The sequence below is a fragment of the Streptomyces sp. NPDC029044 genome, assembly GCF_040637495.1.
In the GTDB taxonomy this organism is placed as follows: Bacteria; Actinomycetota; Actinomycetes; order Streptomycetales; family Streptomycetaceae; genus Streptomyces.
On sequence record NZ_JBEZWN010000012.1, the window covers coordinates 52539 to 69335 of the forward strand.

The following is a 16797-nucleotide window of genomic DNA, read 5'->3' on the forward strand; positions in this document are numbered from 1 at the left end:
TCCAGGTCGAACGGCAAGAGGGGCAAGGGGAGTTGGCGTGGGGGAGCGTGACGATCCCGGGACCATCGGGCGCCGGGTGCAGCGGTTGCGTGTGGAACGCGGGCTGACCCAGCGCCAGTTGGCGGAGCCCGTGTACACACCGGCCTACATCTCCACCCTGGAGTCGGGCCGGGTACGCCCCTCCGACGACGCCCTGCGGCATCTCGCGGACCGGCTCGGCGTCGCCTTCGACGAGCTGGCCGGCGGCCACTCGGCGCGGCTCGTGACCGAGCTGCGGCTGCGGCTGACCGAGGCGCAGCGGACCCTCGCCGTCGGTGAGACGGAGGCGGCGGCCGGGCAGTACGCCGGGCTGCTCGCCGAGGCGGAGACGCGCGGCCTGGCCGCGGAGCGGTCCGCCGCCCTGCTCGGCCTCGGCGAGTGCGCCCTGGAGACGGGCGAGCTGGTGGCGGGCCGGCAGTACTTCGAGCGGGCCGAGGAGTGCCTGGCCGGCGCGCCGCTGCCCGCCCGGGTCCCGGCCCTGCGCGGCCGGGCCGTGGCGCACTACCTCGCCGGCGAACTCCGCTACGCCGTCTACCTGCTGGAGAGCGCCCTCGACGAACTGAACCGCGGCGGTCTGCACGACCCGGACGCCCTGCTGCTGCTCTACGCCAGTGCCATCGGCCCGTACATGGACATGGGCGCGCACGCCCGGGCCGCCCAGGCCGCCGAGGTCGCCCTGGCCCTCGCCCCGCAGTCCGGCGACCCCGCCCTGGTCGCCCGCATGCACCGGTCCGTCGCCCGCACCCTGGTCGCCGAGGGCCGTCTCGCCGAGGCCGACGCCTCCCTGGCCAAGGCGGCCGAGCTGTACCGGGGTCTGCAGATCCGCACCGAACTGGCCAACTGCCACTGGATGCGCGGCTATGTCTACGCCCAGGACGGGCAGCTGGAGCGGGCGGAGGCCGAGCTGCGGGAGGCCCTCGGCATGCTGTCGGCCAAACGCGCCGCCCTCTACAGCAGCCAGGTCGCCGTCGAGCTGGCCGACGTGCTGCACCGGCGCGGCAGGTCCGACGAGGCGGCGGCCCTGCTGCACGACGTCCTCGGGCACCTGTCCCCCGAGCGCGGCGCCGTCCACTCCGCCGCGGCACACCGGCTGCTCGGCATCATCGCCGAGGACGCCCGCCGCACGGAGGAGGCCGAGGAGCACTACGTGCGGGCCCTGAGCCTGCTGGAGCGGGCCGGTGCCGCGGGTGACCTGGCCGACCTGTGCCGGCTGCTGGGCGACCTGCTGCGGCGGACCGGGCGGGTGGAGGCGGCCCTGGACGCCTACCGGACGGGCCTCGGGCACCGTACGGCCCCCGGCACCACCACCCTCGGGCCCGCGCCCGCACAGCCCCCGCTGTGAGGAAGTGGGCGTCTTCGTACTGCCGTGCGGGTTAGCCTCCCTCCGGGGATGTGAACGACCGGGGCGGGCGCGTGGAGAATCGACGAACGGTGGCCGACGGCATACGGCTGGGCCTGCGCGCCCTGGTGTACGCCGTGCTCGGCGGTGCCGCGCTGCTCGCCATCGCGACGGTGACCACGGTGCTCGGGCCCTTGCTGGCGCTCGACCTCTACACCCCGCCGGTCGCGGCCTGGTGGACGGTGTTCACCGCGATCACCGTGCAGGGCGTGCCGTTCCTGCTGCTGGGCACGCTCGTGTCGGCGGCGATCGGGGCGTTCGTGCCCGAGCGGGTCTTCCAGCGGGTGCTGCCCCGCCGCACGGCGCTCGCCGTGCCGGTCGCCGGGGCCGCGGGGGTCGTGCTGCCCGGGTGCGAGTGCGCGTCCGTGCCGGTGGCGGGAAGCCTGATGCGGCGGGGTGTCGCACCGGCGGCCGCGCTGGCCTTCCTGCTGTCGGCGCCCGCCATCAACCCCGTCGTCCTGGTGGCGACCTCGATCGCCTTCCCGGAGCAGCCGGAGATGGTCCTCGGCCGGCTGCTCGCCTCGCTCGGCACGGCCGTGGTGATGGGCTGGCTGTGGGCCCGCTTCGGGCGGGAGGAGTGGCTGCGGCTGCCGAAGCGGAGCGGCGGGCACACCCCGGGCGGCGGCCCGCGGGCCTTCGTCTCCGGGCTTCAGCACGACTTCCTGCACGCGGGCGGCTTCCTCGTCGTCGGGGCGGCGGCCGCGGCCACCTTCGACATCGTCGTGCCGCGGTCGCTGCTGGAGGTGTTCACCGGGTCCGCCTGGCTGTCGGTGCTGCTGCTCGCGCTGCTGGCGGTCGTGCTGTGCGTGTGCAGCGAGGCCGACGCGTTCGTGGCGGCGTCGCTGAGCGGATTCTCCCCGACCGCGCGACTGGCGTTCATGGTGGTCGGGCCGATGGTCGACCTGAAGCTGATCGCGCTCCAGACGGGCACGTTCGGCAGGGCCTTCGCGGTGCGGTTCTCGGCGGCGACCTGGGTGGCCGCCGTGACCAGCAGCGTCCTGGTGGGGTGGTGGCTGCTGTGAGGCGCCGCGGACCGGCCGTGCTGCTCGCGCTCGTGGGCGCGGCGATCCTCAGGGTGTCGCTCTTCAGCGACCTGTATCTGCGCTACGTCCAGGCGGGGCTGCGGCCGTACCTGGTGGTGTCCGGGGCGGTGCTGGTGCTCCTGGGCGTGGCGGTGGCGGTGGCGGGGAACGGGGCGGAGGAGGAGCACGGACACGGGGACGAGGACGGCCGCGCGGGGCACGGAGACGGGGACGAGGACGGCCGCGCGGGGCACGGAGACGGGGACGACGACGGCCACGCAGGGCACGCAGACGGGGACGACGAAGGCCACGCGGGGCACGGTCACGGCCCCGGCGGGCCCCGGGTCGCCTGGTTCCTCACGCTCCCCGCCCTGGCCCTCCTGCTGTTCCCGCCGCCCGCGCTCGGCTCCTACAGCGCGGAGCGCGAGGCGGCGCAGCGTGCCGCCCGGGGCGTCGGCACCTTCCCGGCCCTGCCGTCCGGGAACCCGGTCGACCTCACCCTCGGGGAGTTCGGCTCCCGGGCGGTCTACGACAGCGGCCGCTCCCTTCAGGGCCGTACGGTCCGGCTCACCGGGTTCGTCACCCGCGGCGGCGACGGCACCTGGTACGTCACCCGCCTCCTGGTCTCCTGCTGCGCCGCCGACGTCACGGCCGCCAGGGCCGAGGTGCGCGGTGCGCAGGCCCCGCCGGTCGACACGTGGGTGACGGTCACCGGTACGTGGCACCCCGAGGGCGGGCTCGGTTCGGACGCCGCCTGGCCACCGGTCGTCGACGCCCGCTCCGTCCGTCAGGTGCCGCAGCCGGACAGCCCGTACGAGAAACGCTGAGGCCGCACCCCTGCGAAGGGCGCCCTCCCAGGGGTTTCGGCCTTTCCGCCACGGGTAGTCGGGGCACCTCCGGGAGGCCCGGAGGCGCGGTCCGGGCGGGTGCGGGGACCCGGCCGCACGAGGGCCGGCCGTCTTGCCGGCGGGGCGCCCCGGAAACGGTGATGGCGCAAGCCGCGGTGCGAAGGAGGCGGTGGTCGTGCGGCCCAGGGACGATCCGGGAGGTGCCCCCGACGGCGATCCGGGTCCCAGCCGCACCGGAGGCGGTGACCCGGACCCGGACGGAGCCCGGGCCGCCGACGTGATCGCCCGAGGCGTGCGGGGCGCCGAGCCCGGAGAGATCCCGGGGCGGCTGTGCGAGGTGGCGGTGCAACTGCTGCCGGTGACCGGCGCCAGCGTGTCCCTGCGCAGCGAGGGCATGCCCGTGCAGCTGAGCGCGAGCAGTACGCAGGCCGCGCACCTGGCCCAGATCCAGGCGACGCTGGGCGACGGTCCCTGCCAGAGCGCCCTGGAGGACGGCGCGCCGGTACTCGCCTGCGACCTGACCTCGGGCCGGGACGCGGGACGCTGGCCGGTCTTCGCCCAACAGGCGACGGAGGCCGGGGTGCGGGCGGTGTACGCGATGCCCTTGGGCAGCGGCACGGTGTGCGTCGGCACGCTCGACCTCTACCGCGACCGGCCGGGCGGGCTCACCGAGGGCCAGCTGCACGTGGCCCGGATCGTGGCCGGGGTGATGACCGTGGCCCTGATGGCCCTGCCGCACGGGGACGAGCCCGAGACTCCGGACGGGGAGGACTGGCTGAGCGGCCTGGCCACCGACCACGACGAGGTCTACCGGGCCGTCGGCATGATCATGGCGCAGCTCGGCGTGGGCGCGGACGACGCGCTCGCCCGCCTGCGGGCGGACGCCTTCGCGCACGGGCGCACGGCCCTGGACGTGGCCCGGGACGTGATCGCCCACCGCACGCGCTTCGACCGGTCGTGACGCCCGGGGCCCGGGGCGTCAGATCTGTGCCTTGCCCTGCTTCCTGATCTCGGCCAGGCGCTGCGCCCCGAGCTGCACGGCCTGCTGGGTGACCTCCGCGTACACCTCGTCGAGACCGGCGTTGGTGAGGGTGATCGCCTCCTCGCCGACGCGGACGGCGGCGAGGTCCATGGTGAGGTAGGTCAGCTCCCCGTCCTCCGTCTCCCCGGCCAGGGTGACCCGCAGGGCCTGCCGGGCGTCCCCCACCGGCGGCAGCGGCAGGTCGCGGACCTCCACACCCTGGACGACGCCGCGGGTCGTCGTGACCGTGAACTGACCGCACCGGTCCGGCAGCGACTTCATCCAGTCCAGCGTGCGGTCCACGTCCGCCGGGGGATACGCGGCGACCCGGTAGCGCAGCTGGGCGTCGGTGTCGCCGTCGTCGAGCGCGGACGTCGCCTGCGGGCCCTTCGGGGCGCCGAAGGGCTCCTCCATGTAGAGGGCGTCCAGCAGCCGCTGGCAGTCCCCGTCCTCCGTGGTGCCCTTGAGCAGCCCGTCGCGCCAGGTCCGCGCACCCCGGGTCGGCTCCCACGGCTCGCCCAGGTCGGCCTCGGTGACCAGCGCCGCCTGGGCCTGCGCCTCGGTGAGCGCGGCACCGGAACCGGCGGGCTGCTCGACGGCGGGGGACGCGCCGGAGGCGGACGCGGAGGCGGAGAACCACCGGGGGCGCGGCTCGTCGTCGACGGCACAGCCGGCCGTGGCCAGCAGGGCGGTCGCGGACAGCGCGGAGGCGAGGAGGGCGCGGGCGGCCGGAGGATGGGTCATCGGGGTGCCTCCTGCGAGGGGCTCGTGGAGGCGCCTCCGGGCGGAGCGGTCTCTCCGAGAACGGGTGGATGCTCTTACGGCACCACCGCACCCGCCCGCCCACCAGCGATACGGGCCGTCCGAGTGAGCGGACCGGAACACCCGCGGCCGCCCTCCGAAAATCCCTCGCCCGCCTCCGGCCCCCTTGTTACGGTCACGCCCATGCAGCGCGCCCAGTCCTACCCGTCCGCCACGACGACGCCGGAGAGTGTCCCGGCGCGCTGACAGCTGATGTCCGAAGCCCCGGGGCGAGTGCCCCGGGGCTTCGCCGTGTGGTGCTCGTCCTCCCCGACCACGAGGAGTCACCATGCACGACCACCGCCGGCTAGGCCGTGAACTGGACCTTTTCGACACCGATCCGCTGATGGGAGCCGGGCTGCCGTACTGGCTGCCCGACGGCGCGACCGTGCGGCACACCCTGGAGGAGTACATCCGCGACGCGGAACGCCGGGCGGGCTACCGGCACGTGTACTCGCCGGTCCTCGGCAAGCGCGAGCTGTACGAGACCTCCGGGCACTGGGACCACTACGGCGACGACATGTTCCCGCCGATGGACGTGGGCACCGAGCAGGTCCTGCTGCGCCCCAGTCTCTGCCCCCATCACGCCCTGATCTACCGCTCCCGCTCCCGCAGCTACCGTGAACTGCCCTTGCGCATGGCCGAGTTGGGCGGCATGTACCGCTCGGAGCTGTCCGGTGTCCTCGGCGGCCTGACCCGGGTGCGGGCCATCACCCTCAACGACGCGCACATCTTCTGCACCCTGGAGCAGGCCGTCCCGGAGGCCCGCGCCGCGCTGGAGCTGATCGGCCGCGCCTACGCGGACCTGGGCATCCGCGCGTCCCGGTACCGGCTGTCGCTGCCCGGCGAGGGCGGCAAGTACGTGGCCGACCCGGAGCTGTGGCGGCGCGCCACCACCCTGCTGCGGGAGGCCCTGGACGGCTCCGGCATCCCCTACGAGGAGGCCGAGGGCGAGGCGGCCTTCTACGGCCCCAAGATCGACGTGCAGATCACCGACCCGGCGGGCCGGGAGGCCACCCTGTCCACCGTGCAGATCGACTTCCACCAGCCCGAGCGCTTCGACCTGCACTACATCGGCCCCGACGGGGCGAAGCACCGCCCAGTCATGGTGCACCGCAGCGTCATCGGCAGCGTGGAGCGCGCGGTCGCGCACCTCGTCGAGGAGCACGGCGGCGCCTTCCCGCCGTGGCTGGCGCCGGTGCAGCTGGCGGTGCTGCCGGTCGGAGAGGAGCAGTTCGAGGCCGCCGGGGCCCTGGCCGGACGCGCCCGGGAGGCCGGTCTGCGCGCCGAGGTCGCCGGCCCGGAGCAGGGCACCCTGGCCGCCCGGATCCGCGCGGCCCGGCTGGTCCCGTACCAGGCGGTGATCGGCGGGCGGGAGGCCGCCGCGGGACTCGTGGCACCGCGCCTGCGCGACGGCCGCCGGCCGGACGCCCTGCCCGGCGCCGAGCTGCTGCGCCGGATCGGCGACCGGGTGGCGGCCCGCGGGCCCGGGCTGTGGGACCCGTCGTAGCCGGGATCACCACGGGCCGGGACGGATCACCAGGGGTCGGGGCGGCTCAGAACGTCCAGCGCGTGTGGCTGTAGACCCCGTGGTCCCGGCCGAAGCCGTACGCCGTGCCCGGGGCCACCGCGAACACCACCGCGTCGCCGCTGCGGAACTCGTCCCCGATGCCGTGGAAGGTGCCCTCGGGGGAGGTGATGTGCGGCCCGTACTTCGTCTCGAACGCCGTGATCACCTCCTCCAGCAGCGCACCGTCGGCGACCGGCTCGGCCGTGCCCTCGACCACGAGGTCGAACCCGTCGGTGAGGGAGTTCGTCCCGGTGGTCAGGGCGCAGTGCGCGTCGCGGGCGAGGTTCTTCGCCTTCTGCTCGGTGCGGCCGGTGGAGAAGTACAGCGCCCCGTCGTGCCAGGCGGCGATGCAGGGCGTGACGTGCAGCCGGCCGCCGGGCCGCACCGTGGACACCCAGAAGATCTCGGCGGCCTCCAGCCGCCGCCGGGCCTCGGCCCATTCGGTGGCCGTCACCTGCGAGGCTCCCGGGCGGGGGGTGAGCGCCGAGCTGTAGCGGGCGTCGAGTTCGGTCACCGGCGTCTGTGCGGGCATGGCGGACTCCTTCGTCGTCTCCTCCCCGTAACGACCGTCCGCCGGGGCCGGAATCATCGCCGCGTCCGTTCGGGTCTCACAGGCCGGACGGTCATCGACCGCGAGGGCTGGGGCGTCAGCGGGGCGCGCGGGCCGCCGGGCAGGCCGTAGGGTCGCTGCCAGGAAGCTCCCCGCACCACCACTGGAAGGAGTCCCGCCGTGACGGACGGCCGGCGCATCCCGGTGATCATCGACTGCGACACCGGCGTCGACGACGCCCTCGCCCTCCTGTTCGCCGTACGGCACCCGGCGCTCGACGTGCGGGCGATCACCTGCGTGGCCGGGAACACGGACGTGGACGGCGTCGTCCGCAACACCCTGACCGTGCTGGAGCAGGCCGGCGCCCCCGACATCCCCGTCGCCCGGGGCGCCGAGCGGCCGCTGATCGAGGCGCCCCGCTCGGCCCAGCACGTGCACGGGCGCGACGGCATGGGCGACCTGGGCCTGCCGCGGCCGGCCCGCAGGCCCGCCGACGTCGACGCGGTGACGCTGCTGCGGCGCGAGATCCTCGCCTCCCCGCGCCCCGTCACCCTCGTCCCCATGGCCCCGCTCACCAACATCGCGCTGCTGCTGCGCACCCACCCGGAGGTGGTCCGCAACATCGAGCGGATCGTCTTCATGGGCGGCGCGGCGGCCGTCGGGAACGCCACGCCCGTCGCGGAGTTCAACGTCTGGCACGACCCGGAGGCCGCCGCGATCCTGCTCACGGCCGGGGTGCCGATCACGATGTACGGGCTGGACGTGTTCACGCGGGTCGTGGTCCCCGCGGCGGATGTGCGCAGGCTGTGCGAGAGCGGCGAGCCCGGGGCGCGGCTGGCCGGGCAGCTGCTCGCCCACCGCCCGGCCCACCCCGACAGCCGGCCCGACGATCCCTCCGAGACGGCCGGCGGTCTGGGCGACGCGGGCGCGGTCTGCGCGGTAGTCGACCCGGAGGGCCTGACGACCCACCGCCTCCCGGTGGACGTCTCCCTCGCGCCGGGCCCCACGCGCGGCATGACGATCGTCGACCGCCGCCCGCGCCCCGGCGAGGCGGAAATCCACGAGGGCACGCGCGAACAGCCCCTGGTCGACGTGGGGCTGGACGTGGACGTGGAGCGCTACGTGAAGCTGTACCTGGCGACCGTCGAGGTCTGACGCCGGCCGCGGCGCGCCGCGGTCTTCGCGCCGCGGGCGACCCGACGGGCCGACATCGGCATCGGGCGCGTCGACGGTGGCTGCCGGACACCCGGTTGCTGCGGTAGCGGAGCTCGCGCGGTGGCCGGGACCCAGACGCGAGAACGCCCGGTGTGCTGTCGCCGCCGGACGACAGCACACCGGGCGTCTTGAGGCTCGCGCTGCCTACGCGCCGCGCTTGGCCGCGCGGCGGCGGGTCACGACGACGAGGGCCGCTCCGCCCGCCAGCAGGGCGGCCGCGCCGAGGGCGATCGGGCCGGTGCTGCTGTTGGCGCCCGTCTCGGCGAGGTCACCGCCGCCGCCGTTCGGCTTGGGGGCGGTGGGCGTCGACTCGGAGGCGCTCGGGGTGGGCGTGTCCGTGCCGGAGGACGGCGGCGTCGAGGGCTCGGCCGGCTCCGACGGGCTCGCCGGGGGCGTCGTCTGCTCGGCCGGCTCGGACGGGCTCGCGGGCGGCGTGGAGGCGGGCGGCTCCTCCTCCGCGGGCGGCGGGGTCGTGCAGTCCTTCGTGCCGCCGTTCCAGGCCGCGATCAGCTTGTCCTTGATGACCGGGCGGTCCGGTCCCTTGGGCAGTTCACCGTGCTCGAAGCCGTCCTTCGCGTCGAGCTCGCCGTCGAACTTCACCGCGCCCCGGTAGAGGTCGATCTGCCCGAAGCAGCCCTTGTCCGGGATGGCGATGTCGAGCGAGTCGGTGGCGCCCGGCTTGACCGTCACCGTGTCGAAGTCGACGAACACCTGCTCGCCGGAGGTCGCGAACGTCGCGCCGTGCGCGAGGTAGGACGCGAGGGAGGCCGTGCAGGTGGCCGCGCCACCGGCGGTGCGGACCTTGACGTGGACCTTGCCGTCCTCGGTCGGCTTCAGGTTCTGGTCGTCGACCTTGACCGAGTCGTAGAAGTTCGTGCCGTCGAGCGAGAACTGGCAGCGGTCGGTTCCGGTCTCCGTGCCCGCGCCCGTGCCCGGCTTGTAGCTGCCGCCGGACGACCAGCCGTCGCCGCCGGGCGTTCCGGTGGCGAAGGCGGTCGTGGCGGAGGCGGCGCAGAGGACGAGGGCTGCGGCGCCCGTCCCCAGCAGGCGTCGCGCGGTGACACGTCTCGCTATGGACATGCGTATCCCATTTCTTGGCGTGTGCCGGACCCGGATGACGGCATGCGGGCAGCGCGACGCACGCGGCTGCCGGGGCCGCACCGGGAAACGAGTGGTCTGAGAAACACTGGGCTCATTGGTCACATGTGCCTCAGTGGCCCCATCGTGGCGGCGCCGCAGCACACTGTCAACCTGCGGTAATGCAAAGGAAGTTGTCCCTCCGTCACACTTTCATCACAGCGGGAATGGATCACTCCGATCACCGTGATGGTTCCTTTTTCCGGCATTCTGGACAGATTCAAAGCTGTCGCCCGTATGCCCTGTGAAGGAGACCGCGTGACCGATCGCTCGACCCTCGACCTGTCGTCCCGGGACCCCGACTGGTGGCGCCAGGCCGTCGTCTACCAGATCTATCCCCGCAGCTTCGCCGACGCCGACGGCGACGGACTCGGTGATCTGCGCGGCATCACCCGCCGCCTCACCCACCTCGCCGCCCTGGGCGTGGACGCCCTGTGGCTGAGCCCCTTCTACCCCTCCGAGCTCGCCGACGGCGGCTACGACGTCGCCGATCCCCGGGGCGTCGACCCGCGCCTGGGCACCCTCGACGACTTCGACGACCTGGTCGCCGAGGCCCACCGCCTCGGCCTGAAGGTCATCGTCGACATCGTGCCCAACCATTCCTCGCACCGGCACGCGTGGTTCCAGGAGGCCCTCTACGCGGGCCCCGGCTCGGCGGCCCGCGACCGCTACGTCTTCCGCGACGGGCGCGGCGAACACGGCGAACTCCCGCCCACCGACTGGCAGTCCGTCTTCGGCGGCAGCGCCTGGAAGCGGGTGCCCGACGGCCAGTGGTACCTGCACCTGTTCGCCCCCGAACAGCCCGACCTCAACTGGGGGAACCAGGAGGTCCGCGCCGACTACCGCACCACCCTGCGCTTCTGGTCCGACCGCGGGGTCGACGGCTTCCGCATCGACGTCGCCCACGCCCTCGTCAAGGACCTGAGCGAACCCCTGCGCGACCTCGGCCGGCCCGAGCTGAGCCGTGAGGAGGCGCTCACCGCACTGCCGCCCGGCACCCACCCCTTCTACGACCGTGACGACGTGCACGAGATCTACCGCGACTGGCGCAAGATCCTCGACGCCTACCGCCCGCCCCGCATGGCCGTCGCCGAGGCGTGGGTGCCCGGCGCCCGGCGTGCGCTGTACGCCCGCCCGGACGAACTCGGCCAGGCCTTCAACTTCGAGTACCTTCAGGCCGGCTGGGACGCGGAGGAACTGCGGCAGGTCATCACCGACTCGCTCGCCACCGCCCGGGCGGCGGGCGCCTCGGCCACCTGGGTGCTCTCCAACCACGACGTCGTGCGGCACGCCACGCGGCTGACGCTGCCGCCCGGCACGGACCTCAACGCCTGGCTGCTCTCCGGCGGCCACGCCCCGGCCGTCGACGAGGCGGCCGGGCTGCGGCGGGCCCGGGCGGCCACGCTGCTGATGCTGGCGCTGCCCGGCTCGGCGTACGTCTACCAGGGCGAGGAACTCGGCCTGCCCGAGGTCGCCGACCTGCCCACCGAGGTGCTCCAGGACCCGATCTGGGAGCAGACGGGGCATGTGCGCAAGGGCCGCGACGGCTGCCGGGTGCCGCTGCCGTGGACGACGTCCGGACCGTCGTACGGCTTCGGGCCCGGCGGAGCCTGGCTCCCGCAGCCGCCCGGCTTCGCCGCGTACGCGGTCGAGGCGCAGGACGGTGTCGAGGGCTCGACCCTGGAGCTCTACCGCACGGCCCTGCGGCTGCGCCGCAAGCTGCTGGACGGTGAGGAGCTGACGTGGGCCGCGGACGCCCCGGACGGTGTGCTCCGGTTCGACCGCAACGAGGGGTGGCGCTGCGTCGCCAACCTGTCCGGCGCGGCGGTCGAGCTGCCGGCCGGTGAGGTTCTGCTGAGCAGCGCGCCCTTGGAGGACGGGCGGGTGGGGCCTGACACGACGGTGTGGCTCGGCCGCTGAGCGCTCCGCGGGTGGCGCGGAATCGGGTCGTCGTGTGTCTGCGGGGGTGTGGGGGCTGGTCGCGCAGTTCCCCGCGCCCCTGAGGGGTGTGCGTGTTTCGGTGTCGTGCTTCTGCGGCGCCGTCGTGGCTGGTTGCGCAGTTCCTCGCGCCCCTGGGGTGGTGTGCGGATTCGGGTCGTCGTGTGTCTGCGGGGGTGTGGGGGCTGGTTGCGCAGTTCCCCGCGCCCCTGGGGGGTGTGCGTGTTTCGGTGTCGTGCTTCTGCGGCGCCGTCGTGGCTGGTTGCGCAGTTCCTCGCGCCCCTGGGGTGGTGTGCGGATTCGGGTCGTCGTGTGTCCGCGGGGGTGTGGGGGCTGGTCGCGCAGTTCCCCGCGCCCCTGGGGGGCGTCGTTGTGGCTGGTTGCGTAGTTCCTCGCGCCCCTGGGGGGTGCGTCCGGTCTGGGGCTTGGGGGGCTCGTGTGGCGTAGTAGCGGGTGCCGGGGGTGGGGGTGGTCGGGAGGATGGGGCTGTCGACCGTGTCCGGACAGGGAGTTCCGCCCGCCATGAACAGGTACAGCAGGACAGCAGCCGTGGCGGGGGCCCTGGTCGTGGGGGCGCTCGCGGTTCCCGGTGCGCCCGCGGCGGCTCGCGACGGCGGCCTGTGGGGAGCCGCGACCATCGCACCCGGCCGGGAGGGCATCGTCGAGGTCGCGGGCGTCCCGGAGACGGCCGCGGGCGCGACACTGACGCTGACCGCGCCCCGGGGCACACGGGTGACCGGCATGCCCCTCGACGCGTCCGGCTACCGCGGCTCGGTCGCCGCGGACGGGCGCAGCGCGACGTACACCGTCACCGGCGGCTCGGCCGGGCAGGAGCGTGCGTTCCCGTTCGTGCTGGCCGTGCCCGCGCACGCCGTTCCGGGCACCCGGCTGCGGGGCTGCGCCCTGCGGCTCACCGACGGCCGGGGCGTGCCGCGGGCCGTCGGCCGGTGTGCCGTGACCGTGGGACTGGCCGGGCCGACCCTGACCCGCCCGCTGTCCGGCGTACCGCTGGCCGCCCGGCCGGAGATCTCCGGCACCGCCCACCCGGGAGCCCAGGTCACCGTCCGGGACAAGGACGACCTGGAGACCTGCGTGACCACCGCCGCCCCCGACGGCACCTGGGCCTGCACCCCGGGGACCGGCTTCCCTGCGGGCGCGAACCGGCTTCAGGCCGTCGCCACCTTGAACGGGGTGAGCGCGATGAGCGAGCAGGTCGACATCTCGGTGGCACCGGACGACGGGGCTCAGTAGCGGACCGCCCGGGCCACCTCGGTCCGGACCTCACCGGACAGGTCGTGGGTGCTGCGGGCGGTGGCCGTGGCGGAGTGGCCGGCCTGCACGTGGTCCACCGTGACGATCACCGTGTCGACCAGCCGGCCGTCGGCGTTCGTGAAGTCGACCTGGACGGCGAAGGACCGGGCCGAGTCGTCGGTGTTGCGGGCGGTGACGTCCGCGCGGACCCGGCCGTCGGAGCCGGTGACGGGCTCCCCGGTCGTCACGTCGCCCTTGACGTCGACGCCGTCCTGGATCTCGTCGAGCCGCTGCTGCGCCTCGGCCGAGGCCGACTCCACCGCCTCGCCGGCCTCGGAGGCGATCGACCCCACCGCGGACTCCGCCTTGCTCGCGGCGTCCGAGGCGGTGTCGTCACCGCCGCAGCCCGCGAGCACCGCGGACAGGGCCAGCGCCGCGGCCGCCGCTGACGTGGCCCAGCGCCCCCGGTGGCGGGCGGACATGACGACCACGGCCTCAGGTGCGGCCGAGGCCGCCGCCGCCGAAGGATCCACTGGATCCGGGCGACCAGCGGCGCGGTTTCTGGTCCTTTCCGGTCCTGGTGCTCGCACGGTGGAGCTCATGCGGCATGAGCCGCTGCCCGTCGCGCGTCACGACCGGCACGTCGTCGGGTTCCCGCATCTCCCGCGTCTCGCGGACCGGACCGGTCTCCGGCATGTGCGGCTGCTCCTCCGGGGTGGGGTGATGGGTGTCCTTGTCCATGACCCGCATCCCGACCCGCACGGCCCAGATCAGCGCACAGGCCACGATCAGCCCGCCGACGAAGGCGATGGTCACGGCGACCGCGTGATCTGACGAGGCCGCCAGTTCTGCATACGTTGCCGTCTTCATGCCCCAAGTATCACCGACGGAATGCGATAAAGCGCCCGGAATGTCCCCCCTGCTCACCCTTCTCGTCGTACGGGCGGCCCCGGCCTCCGTACCGCCCACGGCGTACGGTGGATATGCCGAGGGTATGTCGCAACCGGTGGCCGAACCGGTCTCGCCGCCCCTCCGCAGCAGGAGTCCCTCGATGACGTCCGCCTCTTCGCCCCCGCCGTCCGTCCCCGCCCCGTCCGAGGTCCGGCTACGGATCGCGGACCCGGCGCGCCAGGGCCGCACGGCCCGCCGGATCGACGGGGCGTGGTGGCCCCGCTCGTACGACCTGGCTGCCGAACTGCCCGGGCTGCTCGGCGGGCTGCCGGGTGTCTGGGGCCGGATCGGCAGTGTCCTGGTCAACGGGGACACCTGGCCGGAGTGCCCGGAGCGGATGGTCGTGGGGGGCCAGGCGGTGCACGTGGGGCGCACGGACTCGCCGACCGCCCCGCACACCGTGTGCCTGCTCGCCCCCGGCCGGGGACGCTGGGACCTGCTGGTGGTGCCGCCCGCCACCGATGAGGCGGAGGCCCGCCGGATCATGGAGCGGGCCGTCACGCAGGGCGTCTGACGTCAGCGCGCGAGCAGCACCAGGGCCAGGGCGGCCAGCGCGGGGACGGTCTGGACGAAGAGGATCTTCCTGCTCGCCGTCGCGGCGCCGTAGAGCCCCGCGACCGCCACGCACACCAGGAAGAAGACCGACACCTGGAAGCCCACCGGGTCGGACGCCACCGCGCCCCACGCCAGGCCGGCCGCGAGGAACCCGTTGTAGAGCCCCTGGTTGGCCGCCAGGGCCTTCGTCGAGGCGGCGAACTCGGCACTGGTGCCGAAGGCGGCCCGGGCCCGCGGCGAGGTCCACAGGAACATCTCCAGCACCAGGATGTAGGCGTGGAGCGCGGCGAGGGCCAGTACCGCGATGGTGGCAAGCGTCGACATGCGCACATCATCACAGACCCCGCCGGCCCCCTCCTCACCGATCCGCCCCCTGCCCGGCCGGCGGGGCCTCACCTCTCCCCGTTCGGGCCCGCCCCGGAGGCGGGCCGGTCGGGTGGGTGGCAGATTGCGGGCAGAGGAAGGCCGGGTCCGGCCGTCGCGTCCCCGCGTGTGCCGCTCGGGAGCCGGGCCCGGTCTTCCCGCCTCGGGTCTCCGAGGGCGCCCTGGGCGTCTCCGTCCTCTCGCGTTGCCGCTCTGGGCCTTCGGCCTGCGGGACCCGAGCAGCGAACCCGGTCAGGACATCACGGCACTCCAGTCGCCGAGAAGGTCGACGCCCTCGACGAGGGGCTCGACACGCCCCTGTCCGGCGCGGCGGTCTCCGGCGGTGAGCGGCAGCGCATCGCCCTGGCCCGGGCCCTGCTGCGCACCCCGGACGTCCTGCTCCTGGACGAGGCGACGGCTCGGCTCGACGGGCTGACCGAGGCCGCCGTGCAGACCTGCGTGCGCGCCCGTGCGGCGACCGGCGCGGTCGTCACCATCGCCCACCGGCTGTCGACCGTGATCGACGCGGACACCATCGTGGTGATGGAGGCCGGCCGGGTCCGTACCCGCGGCGGCCACGCGGAGCTGCTCGCGACGGACGCGTTGTACCGGGAGCTGGTGGAGGCGCTGCGCATCACGGCGGACCCGCAAGCGGCCTGACGGCGCGTCAGCGATCGGCGGCCGGTTTTCGATCATCCCTCGGAAGGATGTAAGGGCCGTCCGCCGCCCAAGACGATGATTCCCGACCTGTTCGAACACGACCGAGTCGAAAACCGGCGCGGTCGAACATCGAAGTACTCGCACCTCGACGTACTCGAACATCAGGGAAGGGACAAGCAGTTGCGCATCGCACGGCTCCTCGGAACCGTCCTGGGCACCACCTTGCTGACCACCACCGCCGTCCTGACCGGGCCCGCGCAGGCCGGCCCCGCCGCCCCCCGGGACGCCGTGTCCCTGGACAAGTCCGCGCTGCGCGACTCGCTGGACGCCGTCCACGAGGCGGGCATGTACGGCGTCTTCTCGTCCGTCCGGGACGGCGGCGAGAAGTGGACCGGCGCCTCGGGGGTGGCCGACGTGGCCACCGGACGGCCCGTCACCCCGGGCATGCGCCAGCGGGTGGGCAGCATCAGCAAGACCTTCACCGCCGTGGGTGTGATGCAGCAGGTGGAGCGGGGCCGGATCCGGCTCGACGCGCCCGTCGGCGACTACCTCCCGGAGCTGATACCCGGGGAGCGCGGCCGGGAGATCACCGTCCGCATGCTCCTGAACCACACCAGCGGCATCGGCGACTACGTCCTGAGTGCCTTCCCTTCCCTGGCCGAGAAGTCGGCGGACAGTCTCGAAGAGGAACGCTTCCGCTCCATCCGCCCGGCGGAACTGGTCAGGATGGGCCTCGCGGCTCCCGCGACCGGACGCCCCGGTTCGGTTCCCGGCTCGTACTCCAACACCAACTACGTCATCGCGGGGCTGCTGTTGGAGAAGGTCACCGGCCAGAAGGCCGACGCCTACCTCACCCGCCACGTCATCGACCGGGCCGGGCTGCGCCACACGTACCTGCCGCGCACTCCGTACATCAAGGGTCCGCACCCGCGGATGTACGAGTCCTGGTTCGGCGCGTTCGACCCGCCCCGCGACTTCAGCGTCTACGACATGTCGTGGGCGTCCACCGCGGGCTCGGTCGTCTCCACCACCGACGACCTGAACCGCTTCTACCGCGCCCTGCTCGGCGGGAAGCTGGTCGGCAAGGCGTCCCTCGACCAGATGACGCGCACGGTCCCCGTCTCCGGCATGGACTACGGCCTCGGCATCTACGCCCTCGAACTGCGCGGCTGCGGCCGCTTCTGGGGCCACGACGGGGCGGTGTTCGGCGCCGGCACGATCGCGCTGTCCAGCCGTGACGGCAAGCGCCAGGTCGCCCTCGCCCAGAACCTGATGAAGTACCAGGAGCTGGACGAGAACGGCCGTCCGAAGCTGCACCCGATCGACGAGGCCATCGCCACGCACGTGGTCCGCGCGCTCTGCCCCGAGGCTCCCGCGTCCGGAATCAACCATTCTCGGTTGACCAAGAGCCTCAGGTTTGATCAGCTGTCCCACTAGTCATGTTCGATTCTGATCGAGCACTTCATGGCTCCCTGGG

16 protein-coding genes and 1 pseudogene are annotated in these 16797 nt (G+C 74.1%); 11 read left to right on the forward strand and 6 right to left on the reverse strand.

The genetic code is table 11. The annotated features are described in order from the left end of the window. Positions 1 to 37: 37 nt before the first annotated feature. The 4 genes from AB0E85_RS13385 to AB0E85_RS13400 all read left to right on the forward strand — a co-directional run bounded on the left by AB0E85_RS13385 (position 38) and on the right by AB0E85_RS13400 (position 4269). The gene (locus AB0E85_RS13385; protein WP_361925689.1) at positions 38 to 1381 is read left to right on the forward strand and encodes a tetratricopeptide repeat protein; all 1344 of its coding nucleotides are present in this window, start codon (positions 38 to 40) and stop codon (positions 1379 to 1381) included. Between the two features lie 71 nt (positions 1382 to 1452). Then, the gene (locus AB0E85_RS13390) at positions 1453 to 2460 is read left to right on the forward strand and encodes a permease (protein WP_361925691.1); all 1008 of its coding nucleotides are present in this window, start codon (positions 1453 to 1455) and stop codon (positions 2458 to 2460) included. Next, positions 2457 to 3287, forward strand: a complete 831-nt coding sequence (locus AB0E85_RS13395) for a TIGR03943 family protein (RefSeq protein WP_361925907.1) — start codon at positions 2457 to 2459, stop codon at positions 3285 to 3287. The genes AB0E85_RS13390 and AB0E85_RS13395 overlap by 4 nt, the downstream gene beginning before the upstream one ends. Positions 3288 to 3477: 190 nt before the next feature. After that, complete coding sequence (locus tag AB0E85_RS13400) at positions 3478 to 4269, forward strand: GAF and ANTAR domain-containing protein (protein WP_361925693.1); 792 nt, start codon at positions 3478 to 3480, stop codon at positions 4267 to 4269. 18 nt (positions 4270 to 4287) lie between these two features. Here AB0E85_RS13400 and AB0E85_RS13405 read toward each other — a convergent pair whose 3' ends face one another. Then, a complete protein-coding gene (locus AB0E85_RS13405; protein ID WP_361925695.1) occupies positions 4288 to 5073 on the reverse strand; it encodes a hypothetical protein in 786 nt (261 codons plus the stop codon). Positions 5074 to 5419: 346 nt separating this feature from the next. Between AB0E85_RS13405 and thrS the strand changes: the two genes are divergently transcribed. Beyond that, complete coding sequence (thrS, locus tag AB0E85_RS13410; RefSeq protein WP_361925697.1) at positions 5420 to 6640, forward strand: threonine--tRNA ligase; 1221 nt, start codon at positions 5420 to 5422, stop codon at positions 6638 to 6640. A 46-nt stretch (positions 6641 to 6686) separates the two neighbouring features. On the opposite strand, the gene AB0E85_RS13415 is transcribed toward thrS, so the two are convergent. Beyond that, positions 6687 to 7232 carry a pyridoxamine 5'-phosphate oxidase family protein gene (locus AB0E85_RS13415; RefSeq protein ID WP_361925699.1) on the reverse strand — a complete coding sequence of 182 codons (546 nt, stop codon included), beginning with the start codon at positions 7230 to 7232 and terminating at the stop codon, positions 6687 to 6689. Between the two features lie 198 nt (positions 7233 to 7430). Here AB0E85_RS13415 and AB0E85_RS13420 point away from each other — a divergent pair, with 198 nt between their 5' ends. Beyond that, the gene (locus AB0E85_RS13420) at positions 7431 to 8405 is read left to right on the forward strand and encodes a nucleoside hydrolase (RefSeq protein WP_361925701.1); all 975 of its coding nucleotides are present in this window, start codon (positions 7431 to 7433) and stop codon (positions 8403 to 8405) included. A gap of 204 nt (positions 8406 to 8609) precedes the next feature. Here AB0E85_RS13420 and AB0E85_RS13425 read toward each other — a convergent pair whose 3' ends face one another. Further along, positions 8610 to 9545, reverse strand: a complete 936-nt coding sequence (locus tag AB0E85_RS13425) for an LAETG motif-containing sortase-dependent surface protein (protein ID WP_361925704.1) — start codon at positions 9543 to 9545, stop codon at positions 8610 to 8612. Between the two features lie 294 nt (positions 9546 to 9839). On the opposite strand from AB0E85_RS13425, the gene AB0E85_RS13430 reads away from it, so the two are divergent. Together AB0E85_RS13430 and AB0E85_RS13435 are read left to right on the forward strand one after the other, a co-directional pair. Continuing rightward, a complete protein-coding gene (locus AB0E85_RS13430) occupies positions 9840 to 11522 on the forward strand; it encodes a glycoside hydrolase family 13 protein (RefSeq protein WP_361925706.1) in 1683 nt (560 codons plus the stop codon). A gap of 540 nt (positions 11523 to 12062) precedes the next feature. Next, entirely contained in the window at positions 12063 to 12791 is a 729-nt protein-coding gene (locus AB0E85_RS13435) for a carboxypeptidase regulatory-like domain-containing protein (RefSeq protein ID WP_361925708.1), read from the forward strand. Here AB0E85_RS13435 and AB0E85_RS13440 read toward each other — a convergent pair. Together AB0E85_RS13440 and AB0E85_RS13445 are read right to left on the reverse strand one after the other, a co-directional pair. Then, entirely contained in the window at positions 12785 to 13273 is a 489-nt protein-coding gene (locus AB0E85_RS13440; RefSeq protein ID WP_361925710.1) for a hypothetical protein, read from the reverse strand. The genes AB0E85_RS13435 and AB0E85_RS13440 overlap by 7 nt on opposite strands. Positions 13274 to 13286: 13 nt before the next feature. Then, positions 13287 to 13661, reverse strand: coding sequence for a DUF6479 family protein (locus AB0E85_RS13445; protein ID WP_361925712.1), 375 nt, complete (start codon positions 13659 to 13661; stop codon positions 13287 to 13289). 181 nt (positions 13662 to 13842) lie between these two features. Here AB0E85_RS13445 and AB0E85_RS13450 point away from each other — a divergent pair, with 181 nt between their 5' ends. After that, complete coding sequence (locus AB0E85_RS13450) at positions 13843 to 14256, forward strand: DUF5994 family protein (protein WP_361925714.1); 414 nt, start codon at positions 13843 to 13845, stop codon at positions 14254 to 14256. A 2-nt stretch (positions 14257 to 14258) separates the two neighbouring features. Here the strand turns inward: AB0E85_RS13450 and AB0E85_RS13455 are convergent, their stop codons facing one another. Next, complete coding sequence (locus AB0E85_RS13455; RefSeq protein WP_062928074.1) at positions 14259 to 14621, reverse strand: DUF1304 domain-containing protein; 363 nt, start codon at positions 14619 to 14621, stop codon at positions 14259 to 14261. Between the two features lie 312 nt (positions 14622 to 14933). Between AB0E85_RS13455 and AB0E85_RS13460 the strand changes: the two are divergent. Next, positions 14934 to 15320, forward strand: a pseudogene (locus tag AB0E85_RS13460) (ATP-binding cassette domain-containing protein); the annotation flags it as partial. 180 nt (positions 15321 to 15500) lie between these two features. Further along, positions 15501 to 16757, forward strand: coding sequence for a serine hydrolase domain-containing protein (locus AB0E85_RS13465; protein ID WP_361925716.1), 1257 nt, complete (start codon positions 15501 to 15503; stop codon positions 16755 to 16757). The last annotated feature ends 40 nt before the right edge of the window (positions 16758 to 16797 follow it).